Here is a 14290-nt window from a genome sequence, read left to right on the forward strand (position 1 = left end):
CCGGGCTTTTAGAGTGATATATGTACCTACCAAAAAGGAAAGGTGGTACAGAAAATGCATGATGAAGGCTTAAAAAAAGCGCTCGACGACTTTCTTCAGCAGCGCATCGACGACTGCGGAATGAGAGAGAACGAGGGCTTGCAGGAAGCGTATCAGCAGTTCGAACGCTGCGTCAAAAAATTGAAAAGCTCGCTGTCTCCTGAACAGAAACAAGCGTACCTCGACTGGGAGAGCGCCTATTCGCTGGTGGACGGCGAGACAATGAACTGCTACTACCGTGCCGGTTTCTCCGACGCGGTATTGTTTTTCATGGGATGGAGGGACGGAGAATGGAAATAAAATACAACATCAACGGAGCCGACCGCAAACGGCTGGTCTGTGCGATGGGCGATATTCTGGAGGTCAAGCCTAAGTACCTCGGCGCTCCGAGCTTCGCCTACGAAGTTGATTATTTCACGGTTGACAAAAACGGCACGGTCACGTTCGATGCCCGCGCTGACAGTGAGGAAATCGAGAAGCTTATCGACGCGCTTTCCGACAGGGGATTTGAAGCGGAAACACCAGAGTGCGCTGATTCGCTGGTTATTTCCTACCCGCGCGAGAACATTTCCGACGCGGCGCTTGAAAACCTGCGTCTACTGGTGTCAAGCAAGGAAACGCTCATTAAAAAGGCTTTGGGCGCGGATGACCTGCCCATTGAAGTAAGCGAGGACAAGGTCAGCTTTCCGTGGTTTACTGGTTGGCCGACGCCCGAAGAGGTCAGCGCCTACGCTCACTTCACCGGCAAGCTCCTCGGTATGGCGAAAACGCAGAAGCGCGTCACGGCAAAGGAAAAGGATGGCGACAACGACAAATACGCCTTCCGCTGTTTTCTCCTTCGGCTGGGCTTCATCGGCGACGAATATAAGGAGGCAAGAAAGATTCTCCTCCGTAACCTCACCGGCAGCAGTGCATTCAAAGTGCATGGTGACAAGAGCTTCTCACAGGACGACCTCGAAAAAGCGAAAGCGAATCCCGATACCCGCGCCGAGATAAAGGCGATATTGGGCGGAGAGGACGGTGGCAGCGATGAAGAATAGGTTTCCGTCGGGAAAGCTGGTGGAAAGCCTCCGCAAGCGATACCCGGTAGGCACTCGCGTCGAGCTGGTGCGGATGGACGATGTGCAAGCGCCCCCTGTCGGAACCCGTGGCACCGTAACCGGCGTGGACGATATCGGCTCGATAATGGTTGCATGGGACAACGGCAGCGGGCTTTTCGTGGCTTACGGCGAGGACGTTTGCAAGGTGGTGAGCGACGATGACTGAAAAGGTCAAAAAGCAAATCCTCGCTGTACGTGGCACTGGGCTTACCAATATGCTTGATACCCGCATGGTGCAGCGTATTGCAAATGAACTCGGCTTCTATGAGCTGGTCTTGTACCTTGAGGAACACAGTGCCGAATACGCCCACTTCATCCTCACGGGAGAGGACGGTGGAACAGATGCGCGATGATATTCTCGCGGAACTATTCTACGGAAACATCAACCCCGGCGACAAGCAGTTCAAACGCAAATCCGAATTCGGTAAAGTGTCCGATACCATTGGGAAAGCGGAGGAACGATTAAGGGAGCTTCTTGATGATGAAGGTAAAGCGGTTCTTGATAAGCTTATCTCCGCCCAGATGACAATCAACGGTATAACAGCGAAGGAATACTTCATCGACGGATTCAGGATTGGCGCACGGATAGCGCTTGCGATTGGATATGACGACAGTGAGAACCTGCTTCCAATAATTGATTGAATTATTAACCAAATAAGAGGACGCGCCGGGAACAATCTCTGCGGAGGGAACGGCGTGTATCTCGTACAAATAGATTTTGATGGCTTGCCGACGGCAGGTCTATTTTTATGCTTTTTTGGAAGGAGGCGGTGCGATTGCGAAAACTGAAAAAGCATACGCCAACGAAGTTCAAAGCGTCTGATTCGGTCTATGACAAAAACGCCGCCGACTATGCTGTGTCCTTTATACAAGCGCTCAAGCACACAAAAGGCACATGGGCAGGTCAGCCCTTTGACCTTATCGACTGGCAGGAGCGCATCATCCGTGATGTCTTCGGGATACTCAAACCCAACGGCTATCGGCAGTTCAATACAGCGTACATCGAAATACCAAAAAAGAACGGTAAGAGCGAGCTGGCAGCGGCAATCGCTCTGCTTCTCACCTGCGGTGACGGCGAAGAACGCGCCGAGGTTTACGGCTGCGCCGCCGACCGGCAACAGGCGTCCATTGTGTTTGAGGTCGCCAAGGATATGGTGACCATGTGTCCGGCGCTGGCGAAGCGGGTAAAAATCATGGCTACACAGAAGCGCTTGATTTATATCCCCACCGGCAGTTATTATCAGGTACTGTCGGCGGACGTGGCAAACAAACACGGCTTCAACACGCACGGCGTTATATTCGACGAGCTGCATACGCAGCCGAACAGAAAACTCTTCGATGTCATGACCAAAGGCAGCGGCGATGCGAGAATGCAGCCGCTGTATTTTCTTATCACTACTGCCGGAGACAACCAGAACAGCATCTGCTGGGAGGTGCATCAGAAAGCGAAGGACATCATTGAAGGGCGAAAAAAGGATGCCACCTTCTATCCCGTTATTTACGGCGCGACGCAGGAAGACGACTGGACAGACCCAAAGGTGTGGAAGCGCGTCAATCCGTCGTTGGGGATCACTGTAGGTATAGACAAAGTGAAAGCCGCCTGTGAGAGCGCAAAGCAAAATCCGTCCGAAGAAAACAGCTTCCGACAGCTACGCCTGAACCAGTGGGTCAAACAGGCTGTACGCTGGATGCCAATGGATAAGTGGGATAAATGCGCATTTCCTGTGGACGAAAAGGCGCTTGAAGGTCGCGTCTGTTATGGCGGTCTTGACCTCTCGTCCTCTACCGACATCACAGCTTTTGTGCTTGTGTTCCCACCGGAAGATGAAGACGACAAGTATGCCATCCTGCCATTCTTCTGGATACCGGAGGACAACATTGAACTGCGCGTCAAGCGCGACCATGTGTATTACGACCTGTGGGAGCGTCAGAGATTTCTGCAAACCACCGAGGGCAACGTGGTGCATTACGGCTTTATAGAAGCCTTTATCAAGCAACTCGGCACAAAATACAACATCCGCGAGATTGCTTTCGACCGCTGGGGCGCTGTGCAGATGGTACAAAACCTTGAAGGTATGGGCTTTACGGTCGTTCCGTTCGGTCAGGGCTTCAAGGATATGTCCCCGCCAACAAAGGAATTGATGAAACTGACCTTGGAAGAAAAGCTCACACATGGCGGACACCCGGTGCTGCGCTGGATGATGGACAACATTTATATCCGCACTGATCCGGCGGGAAACATCAAGCCGGACAAGGAAAAATCCACAGAGAAAATCGACGGCGCGGTCGCCACCATTATGGCGCTCGACCGGGCGATACGGTGCGGTAATGATACGGGCGAAAGCGTGTACGATACGCGCGGTTTGCTCGTTTTTTAATTGGAGGTAAACGCCGATGGGCATTTTATCAGGCATTTTCAAGCCCCGCGACAAGCCTAAAAACTTGGGCGGCGGGTACAGCTTTATGTGGGGCGGATCGTCCTCCGGTAAGGTTGTAAACGAGCATACCGCCATGCAAATGACGGCGGTCTACTCCTGTGTCCGCATCTTGGCGGAGGCAATCGCCGGTCTGCCGCTGTTCGTGTATAAATACGGCGACGACGGCAGCAAGGAAAAATATCTCGGCCATCCGTTATGGCACGTTCTGCACGATGAGCCGAACCCGGAAATGACGTCGTTTGTGTTCCGAGAAACCATGATGAATCATCTTCTGCTCTCCGGCAACGCCTACGCTCAGATTATTCGCAATGCCCGTGGTGAGGTCGTGGCACTCTATCCGCTTATGCCGAACCGAATGAAGGTGGACAGAGATTCGCAGGGACGGCTTTATTACCGTTATACAAAAAACAGCGACGATTCGCCGGAGGTCGGCAAAGCCGCGCAAAGCGACGTCATTCTTGCACCCAGTGATGTGCTGCACATCCTCGGTCTTGGCTATGACGGGCTGGTAGGCTATTCACCGATAGCGATGGCGAAAAACGCCGTGGGGCTTGCCATCGCAGCCGAGGAATACGGCGCGAAGTTCTTCGCCAACGGTGCGGCACCGTCAGGTGTCCTCGAACACCCCGGCACGATAAAGGACCCGGAGCGCATACGGCAAAGCTGGCAGTCGACCTTCGGCGGCAGCGCAAACAGCAATAAAATCGCCGTGCTGGAGGAAGGTCTCAAATACACGCCGATTGCCATCTCACCGGAACAAGCGCAGTTTTTGGAAACACGCAAGTTTCAGATAAACGAGATCGCTCGCATTTTCCGAGTGCCGCCGCATATGCTGGCCGACCTCGAAAAAAGCAGCTTTTCCAACATTGAGCAGCAGTCGCTCGAATTCGTGAAATACACCCTCGACCCGTGGGTCGTGCGCTGGGAGCAGGCAATGAACCGCTCGCTCCTCTTGGACAGCGAAAAGCGCGATATTTTCACTAAATTCAATGTGGACGGCCTGCTTCGCGGCGATTATGCCAGCAGAATGACTGGCTATGCGACAGCTCGGCAAAACGGCTGGATGTCCGCCAACGACATCCGCGAGCTTGAAAATCTCGATCGCATCCCCGCCGAAATGGGCGGCGATCTATACCTTATAAATGGCGCGATGACCAAGCTGCAGGATGCCGGTGCTTTCGCAAATACGGCTTCACAACCTACTACAACCGAAACGGAGGAAAAATCAGATGGACAAAACAAAACGGGCGGCAAACCCAAGCAAGTCCCCGGGCAGAGCAAGTAATAAACATTTCTGGAATTGGGACAAAGACGAGGAAAGCGCCACCGAAGGTGGCACAGGTGTCCGCACCCTTTACCTTGACGGCACCATTGCGGACGAAAGCTGGTGGGACGACGACATTACCCCTCGTATGTTCAAGGATGAACTGATGTCCGGCGATGGCGACATCGTCGTGTGGATCAACTCGCCCGGCGGCGACTGCGTTGCGGCAAGTCAGATCTATACCATGCTCATGGACTACCCACACGATGTCACAATCAAAATCGACGGTCTGGCGGCGTCGGCAGCGAGCGTTATCGCTATGGCTGGAACGCAGGTGCTCATGGCACCGACCTCGCTGCTCATGATTCACAATCCGCTGACTGTGGCTATCGGCGACACCGAGGAAATGCAGAAAGCCATCGCCATGCTGGACGAGGTCAAGGAGAGTATCATCAACGCCTACGAAATTAAGACCGGGCAGTCAAGAGCGAAAATCTCGCATCTCATGGACGGTGAAACGTGGATGAACGCAAACAAGGCTATCGAGATGGGCTTTGCGGACGGCATCTTGGAGGACGCCAAGCGCGGCCATACCGATGATGTCGTCTTTGCTTTCAGCCGCAGGGCTGTTACTAACTCGCTCGTGAACAAGCTCATATCTAAACCCGCTCCGAAGTCGGAGCAAAAGAAGCAGGATGCGCCACAGGGCGTTTCCATCGATGCGGCTATGCAGAAACTGCAAGCCCGCAAATATATTTAACGGAGGAATTTGATTGTGAAAAAGGTACTCGAAATGCGTGAAAAGCGCGCAAAGGCGTGGGACGCTGCAAAGGCGTTTCTCGACGCAAGGGCAAAGGATGGCGTTCTTTCTCCCGAAGACAACACTACTTACGAGAATATGCTCGCGGATGTGGATGCAATGGCGCGTCAGATCGCCATTGAGGAAGACCGTGTGGCAAGAGACGCTGCAATGGCGCAGCCGACCAGCAAGCCGCTCACGGGCAAGCCCACCGATGGCAGCATGAAGCCCACCAGCACGAGGGCGTCTGCCGAGTATAAAGAGGATTTCGGTCGCATCCTGCGCGGCAAGACCCTGCTTCACAATATCATGAGCGAGGGCGTCGATGCTGACGGCGGCTTCCTTGTGCCGGAGGAATTTGAGCATCAGATCGTAACTGGGCTTGAAGCAGCGAATGTTATCCGCTCTATTGCCAAGACCATCACAACCTCGGCGGAGCGTAAAATCCCCATCGCGGCTACGCATTCCACTGCGCAGTGGACGCCTGAAAACTCCTCCTATACCGAAAGCAATCCGACCTTCGCACAGAAAACCATCGACGCGTTCAAGCTGACCGACCTTGTGAAGGTCAGTGTCGAGCTGCTGCAGGACTCCGTGTTCGACCTTGAAGATTATATTGCAAATGAGTTTGCCCGTGCGTTTGGTGTGTCCGAGGAAGAAGCGTTCTGCATCGGCACCGGCAGCGGACAGCCTACGGGCATCTTCACCGCAAACGGCGGTACTGTGGGCGTAACGGCTGGCAGCGCGACTGCAATCACCGTGGACAACCTCATTGACCTCATCTATGCACTGAAATCCCCGTATCGCAGAAACGCTGTGTTCCTCATGCGGGATGTGACAGTCTCTGCGCTGCGCAAGCTGAAGGACAACAACGGCGCATATCTCTGGCAGCCGAGCGTTCAGGCAGGACAGCCCGACCGTCTGCTCGGTTATCCGCTTTACACTTCTCCATATGCTCCCACTGTAGCGACAGGCGCTCTTCCTATTGCTTTCGGCGATTTCTCGAACTACTGGATTGCTGACCGCATGGGTCGCACCGTTCAGCGTCTGAACGAGCTCTATGCCGGAAACGGTCAGGTCGGATTCCTTGCCACCGAGCGCGTGGACGGCAAGGTTATTCTCGCAGAAGGAATACAGCTTCTTAAGATGAGCGCGTAAGCGGAGGGAGGTAACGGTGATGGCCACTCTGCTTGAGAAAGTGAAAGCAAATCTCATTTTGGAGCATTCGGCGGATGATGAACTCCTGCAGATGTTCATCACCGCCGCCACCAAATACGCCGAAAGCTATCAGCATTTGGCTGAAAATTATTACAGCACCAATACTATGCCACCGACTACCGAGCAAGCCGTCATCATGCTGTCGTCCCATTTCTATGAATCCAGGGACGGCAGCACGGGCGGCTTTTTTGCCGACAATGTGCAGGCGGGACAGCAGGTTTGGGACACGGTCAATCTGCTTCTGCGGCTCGACCGGGATTGGAAGGTGTGAGCATGAGTTTTGGTAAGATGAACACATTTATCGACCTCGTACAGAAGGTAACCGTCAAGGATTCAGAGGGCTTTTCCATCGAAACGGATGAAATTATCGCGTCTGTCAGAGCGTACCGGGAGGGTCGGCACGGCACCGAAAAATGGGCTAACAGAGCCGCTTTCTCTGAAGCCACCGACCTTTTCTGTTTTCGCTGTATTCCCGGCGTTGTTGTCACGACCGCGATGATTGTGGTGAACGACGGGGCACACTTTGAAATTACCTCGGTCGAAGATGTGAAAGGTCGCAGGATGTACATTGAGGTGCTCGCCAAGGAGGTGAAGCCCAGTGGCTAAAGCGACTATTAAAATGCCGGAGGACTTCCTTCTGAAGCTTTCACGGCTCGGAGAGAAAACAGACGAAATTATCCCAAAGGTGCTGGAAGCAGGCGGCGAGGTTGTGGAAGCAAAAGTAAAGTCCAACCTGCAAGCTGTTATCGGCAGCGGCACAAAGGAAGAAAGCCGTTCTACGGGCGAGCTGCTCTCGGCGCTCGGCGTTTCCTCCGCAAGACAGGATAAAGACGGGAATTTCAACGTAAAAGTAGGCTTTTCAGAACCTCGTTCCGACGCCCGGAGCCCGGATGGCAGCATAAGCAACGCCATGATTGCCGGTGTTCTCGAATACGGCAAAAGCGGACAGCCCCCGAAGCCCTTTCTGAAGCCCGCAAAATCGGCAAGCAAAAACGCCTGCGTTGACGCGATGATCGCGGCTTTCGAAAAGGAGGTCGAAAACATATGAGCCTGCTGGAAGAACTGAACACCCTCCTCTCGCCGCTTGTCCCCGTTGAGACAGGCGTTTTTTCAAAATCCGCCCCGGACAGATACGCTGTGATTACGCCGCTGGCAGATACTTTTGAATTGTATTCCGACGACAGACCGCGACATGAAACACAGGAAGCGCGGCTGTCCCTTTTTGATAAGGGCAGCTACACAGCTATTAAAAACCAAATTGTCCGCGCTCTGCTGAACGCGGATTTCACCATAACTGACCGCCGGTATATCGGACATGAGGACGATACCGGCTATCACCATTACGCCATCGATGTGGCGAAAAACTATGAACTGGAGGAATAACAAATGGCTACTATCGGGCTTGATAAGCTGTTCTACTCTAAAATCACAGAGGCAACGGACGGCACCGAAACTTACGGTACTCCCATTTCACTCGCCAAGGCGATGAAAGCGGATTTGTCGGTCGAGCTTGCGGAAGCGACGCTTTACGCGGACGACGGACCCGCCGAGGTTGTAAAAGAATTCAAGAGCGGCACTCTCTCGCTGGGCATCGACGATATCGGCGTTACGGCCGCAGAGGACCTGACGGGCGCAAAGCTTGATGACAATCACGTCGTGGTGTCCGGCAGCGAGGACGGCGGTACTCCCGTCGCTGTAGGCTTCCGTGCAAAAAAGTCAAACGGAAAGTACCGCTATTTCTGGCTTTACAGAGTTAAATTCGGCATTCCGGCGACCAACCTTACTACCAAGGGCGACAGCATCACCTTCTCCACTCCGACCATCGAAGGTACGGTCTTCCGCCGTAACAAGCTGGATGGGAACGGCAAACATCCATGGAAAGCCGAAGTGAATGAGGACGATACGAGCGTTCCGGCTTCCGTTATCACCGGCTGGTACACACAGGTCTACGAGCCTGTGTTCACAGCGCAGACCGGAGGTGAAGCCTAATGGCTGACGAAAGAAGCACGAAAATTACCATCGGCGGCGCGGAGTATGAGATGCTCCTCACCACAAAAGCGACGAAAGAAATCGCCGGGCGCTACGGCGGGCTTTCCAATCTCGGCGAAAAGCTGATGAAAAGCGAGAATTTCGAGATGGCTCTCGATGAAATCGTATGGCTCATCACGCTGCTCGCCAATCAGTCGGTACTGGTACACAATCTGCAAAATCCTGCAAAAAAGCGCGAGCTGCTCACGGAGGAAGCGGTCGAACTGCTCACTTCGCCCTTTGAGCTTTCGGATTACAAAAATGCCATCATGGACGCGATGTATAAAGGCACGAAGCGCCATGTGGAAAGCGAGGACGAACCCTCAAAAAACGCTCAGGTCGGGTAAGCGATGAAGAGTTGTTTGCCCGACTGATTTTTTATGGAACGACCCTGCTCGGTCGGGCGGAGTCTGAAGTATGGCTGATGCCGATCGGACACCTGCTCGACCAGTGGGAGGTATACAAGCAGTTTAACGGTTTGTCAAAGCCGAAACGCGAGTGTTACATCGACGAAATCATACCAAGCGGCGTATAACGTATATTTGTACGAACAAATTGTTATTTGTTCGTACAAATATATTGACAAATGTGCTTTATCGTGATACATTTATTTCACGAGGTGATTGCGATGAATATTAACATTGAAACTTTGCTTCCACTCGAGAAGCTCCAACAGACGCCAGACGAGATTTTAAAAGTGGTGGATAAGTACGGACAGGTTGTGCTGCTCAAAGACAACGCCCCTTTGTATGTTATCATGCAGGCTCAATTGGCCGTTGAGACTGAGAAGCCGAAAGCGGATGATCTCAAGGAGAATCCCATTTCAAATCCGATTACTCCAACCACAACGTCGCTCACCCTGCAGGAAGCGATGCGTATTGTTTTGAGCGAAGCCGAGGGGCACCAAATGCATGCGTCAGAACTTGCTGATGCCGTTTATGAGCGTGGATTGTATGTCCAAAAAAATGGTGAAAAAGCGAAATACAATCAGATGCGTGCAAGGTGTGGTCACTATCCTGAAATGTTCGAGGCTATGAAAGGCAATTTTATTCGCTTGCGTACCGAAAAAAATTAAGGAGGTAAACAGCTATATGGCGACCTATAAAGAAATCCAAGATTTTATTCAGAAAAAATATGGGTACTGTGTAAAGACCTGCTGGATAGCTCACATGAAAGAGGTTTGCGGATTGCCTGTGAAAATGGCGAATAACCGCTATTCGCCAGATAGCCGTACTCACCCGTGCCCGGTGGAAAAGCAAGCAGCTATCCGTAAAGCGTTTGAGTATTTTCATATGATATAACCTAATATTTGCCCATTTTACTGGCACTCCGAAAGGGGTGCCTTTTTCATGCCCTTTTTGAGGAGGTGAGACGGCATGGCGGACAATTTCGGCTTAAAAATCGGCGTTGAGGGCGAAAAAGAGTTTAAAAAGGCGCTCTCCGACATCAACCAGTCGTTCAAGGTTCTCGGCAGTGAAATGAAGCTGGTCGAATCGTCCTTTGACAAAAACGAAACCAGTGTCGAGTCGCTCACCTCCAAAAATGAGGTACTCACAAAACAGATCAACGCACAGAAAGATAAAATTGAAACGCTTCGCAAGGCGCTGGAAAACGCTTCAGACTCCTTCGGTGAAAATGACCGCCGCACCCAGCAGTGGGCGGTGCAACTGAATAACGCGCAGGCGGAACTCAACGGCATGGAGCGCGAACTGAAGGACAACGAAAAGGCTCTGGACAATGTGGCTGACAATTTTGACGATGCCGAGAAGCAAGCCGACCAATTCGGAGACGAGCTTAAAAAAACGGGCAAGGAAGCCGATTCCTCCGGCGGCAAGTTTGAAAAGCTCGGTTCAGTAGTCAAGGGTATCGGCGCGGCTATGGGTGTGGCTTTCGCCGCTGTCGGCACCGCCGCAATCAGCGCGGGCAAAGCTCTCGTGGATATGACCGTGGAAGCCGCCGCATACGCGGATGAAATGCTGACACAGTCCACCGTGACAGGTATGTCGGTTGAGAGTCTGCAGGCGTACAGTTATGCCGCCGATCTGGTGGATGTGTCGCTTGACACGCTGACTGGCTCTATGGCGAAGAACGTCAAGTCGATGTCGAGCGCGGCAGACGGTTCCGCAAAATATGCCGACGCGTACGCACGGCTTGGCGTATCGGTTACCGATGCCAACGGCAATCTCCGAGACAGTGAGGACGTTTACTGGGAGGTCATCGACGCACTTGGCGGAGTCTCCAACGAAACGGAGCGTGACGCGCTCGCCATGCAGTTGTTCGGAAAATCGGCGCAGGACTTGAATCCGCTCATTGCCCAAGGCAGCGAAGGCATTGCCGCGCTGACAGAAGAAGCAAAACGCATGGGCGCTGTTCTCAGTGAGGAGAGCATCGAAAAACTCGGTGCCTTCGATGATTCCGTTCAGCGGCTGAAGCAAGGCTCGGAAGCCGCCAAGCGCGTGATGGGTACTGTTCTTCTTCCGCAGCTTCAGACGCTTGCGGATGAGGGAACCACACTGCTCGGCGATTTCACATCCGGATTGGTGGACGCCGGGGACGACTTCGGCAAAATCAGCGAGGTTATTGGCAACACGGTCGGCGGGCTTGCCGACATGATCATGGAGCATTTACCGAAAATCATACAGGTCGGCATGGACATCGTCATGGCTATCGTGAACGCGATTGTTGAAAATCTGCCTACCATCGTGGAGTGTGCGTCCTCTATCGTCATGACTCTGCTCGAAGGCTTGATTGAAGCTCTGCCTGCCATTACGGAAGGCGCTCTGCAGCTTGTTCTTACACTGGTTCAAGGCATCATCGACAATCTACCCGCCATCATTGAAGCCGCTATTCAGATGATCGTGACTCTGGCATTGGGCATTGCGGATGCTCTGCCGGAACTGATTCCATCCATCGTCGAGGCAATCCTCCTGATTGTTCAAGTGCTGCTCGACAATATGGACAAAATCCTCGAAGCCGCCTTTGCCATTATAAAAGGGCTGGCGGAGGGGCTTTTAAACGCGCTGCCTGAACTGATAGACGCACTGCCAGAAATCATAACGACCATTATTGATTTCATCACGGACAACCTTCCTGAAATCATTGAAATGGGCATCGAACTTACCGTTCAGCTTGCAGTCGGGCTTGTTAAAGCGATACCGCAGCTTGTAGCAAAACTGCCGGAAATTATCGCGGCCATTGTGACCGGCCTCGGAAAAGCGGTAGGCGCTGTGTTTGAAATCGGAAAGAACATCGTGACGGGTCTGTGGGAAGGCATTAAATCCCTCGGCTCCTGGATCAGCGAAAAGGTATCCGATTTCTTCTCCGGTATTGTTGACGGCGCAAAAAGCCTGTTGGGAATCAACTCACCATCAAAGGTGTTTGCCGGAATCGGCGAAAACATGGGTCTTGGTATCGGCGAGGGCTTCACCGATGCCATGAAGGGCGTTGAAAAAGACATTACAAACGCAATCCCCACCGACTTTGACCTTGATATGAATACCGGCATCCAAAAAGTGATGAACGACACCTCGCTCGATGTAAAGAAAACCGTGGAGCATACGGGCGTTATCCGGGTGGAGGGTGTCAATTCCGCCGGTGAAATGACCTCGGTTGTGGACATCATCATCGACCGGCTCAGACAGGAGGTGCGCGTATGAGTTATCTCAAAAATGCAGAGACAAGTGAAATCATTACGCGCTTTGTCAGCTTCCGAAAAACACAGGAGGTCATCCGCACGGTGCAGACAGCCCTTGACGGGACGGAGTATCTGACCCGTTTCGGTTCGCCGACCGTGCATTATGAGCTGGCGCTCTATGTTAATGAAGCCGGGAAAACCGTGCTGATGGCAGCCGAGGACAGCGTTCCGCTGCTTGAATGCTCTGTAAAACAGGGCGTTTTCACCGGAAGAATTGTTGAACTCGGTGACTTTGATTATCAGGCAGCAGGCTGGTATAAGGTCACAGCCACCCTTGCGGCGGTAAGCGAGGTGAGCGACCCATGAGAAGCATACCAACGGCGCTGAAAGAAAAACTTGTAAACCGTTTCAAGGTGGAAAACACGGACAGCTTAGCAAAGCTCCGTGTGGTAGCCACACAGACCTCCGTAAACTCGCTGCTTTCCGAGCCGATTCACGAAGATATTGCTCCCGCGTTCGGCGATGTGGCTGTGCGCCAGACCGCCGGTGAATCCGATTTATCTTTGGCGTATGCCATCTGTTTGGACGATGGTATTGCCAAAGTATATAAACGGAAGTTTCCGGCGGGCTTGGAGTATCCGTGGGAGTACCAGTGGACGCTCGGAGCGGCGACCGATGTGGCGATTGAATTTAACGGCGTGTGGATAATGAACGCCGAAAAGGAATGGTATTACCTACAAACCGAGGAATACCCTTATGTTTTTTATGTGTGGAACGGCAATCTATATGTTCAGGTCTGGCGCGACAGCGATAATGCCTCTCTGCTTGCCACCGGCGTTTCCCAGATATCTGCCTGCAAGGGCTGGCAGTCCAGCGTTGAACAGGACCTCGACCAGGGCTTAATCATCGGCTACCTCAAAAGCGGTTCGGTATTTTACCGGGCGCTGTGCTGTCAGGAGAACGGCTCTTATGTCTGGGAAGCGGAGCATGAGGTGTCCACGCTTGGCACGGGCAACACGACGCTGTCGGTTATCCGTACCAACGATTTCCGTATCGGATTCCTGACACAGAATAACGGCCGGATGCTGCTGTCACTGACGCACCGCAATTATGCCGGAATGAGCGTCCGGCCGGAAACAGTCCATATCAACGCTTCCAATGTGAAGATGTGGATTTCCGATATAACCGAACTGGACACGCTGAACACTGAATACGCTTCCGGCAATACTGCCTATCCCTATGTTCTGCTGGACGAGCCGGACACCGAAGAAATCTCCGTGGCTTCTGTCGAGAAGTTGAACCGCGAGACGGGTTTCGTTTGTTACGGCTTCAAGCTTCACCTCACAAAGCCTTTATACGGAGATATCGATGCGGGATTCCCAGTGAAATGCACCCTCTCCGTTTCAGGGGTGACCGTTATCTCCGCTTCCTATGACAGCGAGGAACAGGCGCTTGTCCTTTATACGAACGCCGATATACGCAGGACGGTAGCGGTAACCATTACAATGCCGGAATACCGTTCTCTCTGGTATTACAAACTTGGGACGCAAAGATGGTTTATACCCGCTCTGAGCGCTGTCGCCGCCGCAGAAACCATGGACTACTTCACTTTTGAAAACGAAACGGCGGGCATATCCATAGTTTCAACGCAGGCATGGATTGACGAGGCGGTATTTATCCAGTGTTTCCAGCCCACACATACGGCGGTCATTGAGGTTGTGTCCGCGTCTGTGAGCCTGCAGCCTGTTTCCACATTACCGATTTAGGAGG

General features: G+C 52.7%; 20 protein-coding genes. All 20 read left to right on the forward strand.

The annotated features are described in order from the left end of the window. The first annotated feature begins 54 nt into the window (after positions 1-54). The 20 genes from VB077_RS03005 (at position 55) to VB077_RS03100 (ending at position 14286) form a co-directional block, all read left to right on the forward strand. Positions 55-339, forward strand: coding sequence for a hypothetical protein (locus tag VB077_RS03005; protein ID WP_323413738.1), 285 nt, complete (start codon positions 55-57; stop codon positions 337-339). Further along, positions 330-1079, forward strand: a complete 750-nt coding sequence (locus VB077_RS03010; protein WP_323413739.1) for a virulence protein — start codon at positions 330-332, stop codon at positions 1077-1079. The genes VB077_RS03005 and VB077_RS03010 overlap by 10 nt, the downstream gene beginning before the upstream one ends. Then, on the forward strand, positions 1069-1305 hold the full coding sequence (locus tag VB077_RS03015) for a DUF4314 domain-containing protein (protein ID WP_323413799.1): 237 nt from the start codon (positions 1069-1071) through the stop codon (positions 1303-1305). Before VB077_RS03010 ends, VB077_RS03015 begins: the two co-directional genes overlap by 11 nt. Continuing rightward, complete coding sequence (locus VB077_RS03020; RefSeq protein WP_323413740.1) at positions 1298-1492, forward strand: DUF5049 domain-containing protein; 195 nt, start codon at positions 1298-1300, stop codon at positions 1490-1492. The genes VB077_RS03015 and VB077_RS03020 overlap by 8 nt, the downstream gene beginning before the upstream one ends. Then, positions 1482-1781, forward strand: coding sequence for a DUF6809 family protein (locus VB077_RS03025; RefSeq protein WP_323413800.1), 300 nt, complete (start codon positions 1482-1484; stop codon positions 1779-1781). The genes VB077_RS03020 and VB077_RS03025 overlap by 11 nt, the downstream gene beginning before the upstream one ends. 134 nt (positions 1782-1915) lie before the next feature. Continuing rightward, on the forward strand, positions 1916-3517 hold the full coding sequence (locus tag VB077_RS03030) for a terminase large subunit (protein WP_323413741.1): 1602 nt from the start codon (positions 1916-1918) through the stop codon (positions 3515-3517). A 16-nt stretch (positions 3518-3533) separates the two neighbouring features. Then, positions 3534-4862: a phage portal protein gene (locus VB077_RS03035; RefSeq protein WP_323413742.1), complete on the forward strand. Its 1329-nt coding sequence runs from the start codon at positions 3534-3536 to the stop codon at positions 4860-4862. Next, positions 4807-5601 (forward strand): head maturation protease, ClpP-related, encoded by a 795-nt coding sequence (locus VB077_RS03040; RefSeq protein ID WP_323413743.1) that lies wholly within the window; start codon positions 4807-4809, stop codon positions 5599-5601. Before VB077_RS03035 ends, VB077_RS03040 begins: the two co-directional genes overlap by 56 nt. Positions 5602-5616: 15 nt before the next feature. Beyond that, complete coding sequence (locus VB077_RS03045) at positions 5617-6798, forward strand: phage major capsid protein (RefSeq protein ID WP_323413744.1); 1182 nt, start codon at positions 5617-5619, stop codon at positions 6796-6798. A 19-nt stretch (positions 6799-6817) separates the two neighbouring features. Next, positions 6818-7129, forward strand: a complete 312-nt coding sequence (locus VB077_RS03050) for a head-tail connector protein (protein WP_323413745.1) — start codon at positions 6818-6820, stop codon at positions 7127-7129. A gap of 2 nt (positions 7130-7131) precedes the next feature. Further along, positions 7132-7464 (forward strand): head-tail adaptor protein, encoded by a 333-nt coding sequence (locus VB077_RS03055; protein ID WP_323413746.1) that lies wholly within the window; start codon positions 7132-7134, stop codon positions 7462-7464. After that, positions 7457-7906 (forward strand): HK97-gp10 family putative phage morphogenesis protein, encoded by a 450-nt coding sequence (locus tag VB077_RS03060; RefSeq protein WP_323413747.1) that lies wholly within the window; start codon positions 7457-7459, stop codon positions 7904-7906. Before VB077_RS03055 ends, VB077_RS03060 begins: the two co-directional genes overlap by 8 nt. Further along, positions 7903-8241 carry a hypothetical protein gene (locus VB077_RS03065; RefSeq protein ID WP_323413748.1) on the forward strand — a complete coding sequence of 113 codons (339 nt, stop codon included), beginning with the start codon at positions 7903-7905 and terminating at the stop codon, positions 8239-8241. The genes VB077_RS03060 and VB077_RS03065 overlap by 4 nt, the downstream gene beginning before the upstream one ends. 3 nt (positions 8242-8244) lie before the next feature. After that, complete coding sequence (locus VB077_RS03070) at positions 8245-8847, forward strand: major tail protein (protein WP_323413749.1); 603 nt, start codon at positions 8245-8247, stop codon at positions 8845-8847. Then, positions 8847-9233: a hypothetical protein gene (locus VB077_RS03075; RefSeq protein ID WP_323413750.1), complete on the forward strand. Its 387-nt coding sequence runs from the start codon at positions 8847-8849 to the stop codon at positions 9231-9233. Before VB077_RS03070 ends, VB077_RS03075 begins: the two co-directional genes overlap by 1 nt. A gap of 281 nt (positions 9234-9514) precedes the next feature. Continuing rightward, complete coding sequence (locus VB077_RS03080; RefSeq protein ID WP_323413751.1) at positions 9515-9961, forward strand: hypothetical protein; 447 nt, start codon at positions 9515-9517, stop codon at positions 9959-9961. A gap of 16 nt (positions 9962-9977) precedes the next feature. Further along, positions 9978-10187: a 23S rRNA methyltransferase gene (locus VB077_RS03085; protein WP_323413752.1), complete on the forward strand. Its 210-nt coding sequence runs from the start codon at positions 9978-9980 to the stop codon at positions 10185-10187. 75 nt (positions 10188-10262) lie between these two features. Continuing rightward, complete coding sequence (locus VB077_RS03090) at positions 10263-12542, forward strand: phage tail protein (RefSeq protein WP_323413753.1); 2280 nt, start codon at positions 10263-10265, stop codon at positions 12540-12542. Then, positions 12539-12886, forward strand: a complete 348-nt coding sequence (locus VB077_RS03095; protein ID WP_323413754.1) for a hypothetical protein — start codon at positions 12539-12541, stop codon at positions 12884-12886. The genes VB077_RS03090 and VB077_RS03095 overlap by 4 nt, the downstream gene beginning before the upstream one ends. Further along, positions 12883-14286, forward strand: coding sequence for a hypothetical protein (locus VB077_RS03100; RefSeq protein ID WP_323413755.1), 1404 nt, complete (start codon positions 12883-12885; stop codon positions 14284-14286). Before VB077_RS03095 ends, VB077_RS03100 begins: the two co-directional genes overlap by 4 nt. Positions 14287-14290: the final 4 nt, after the last annotated feature.

Origin of the sequence: Desulfitobacterium sp. (assembly GCF_034927245.1) — a bacterium.
Classification (GTDB): Bacteria; Bacillota; Desulfitobacteriia; order Desulfitobacteriales; family Desulfitobacteriaceae; genus Desulfitobacterium_A.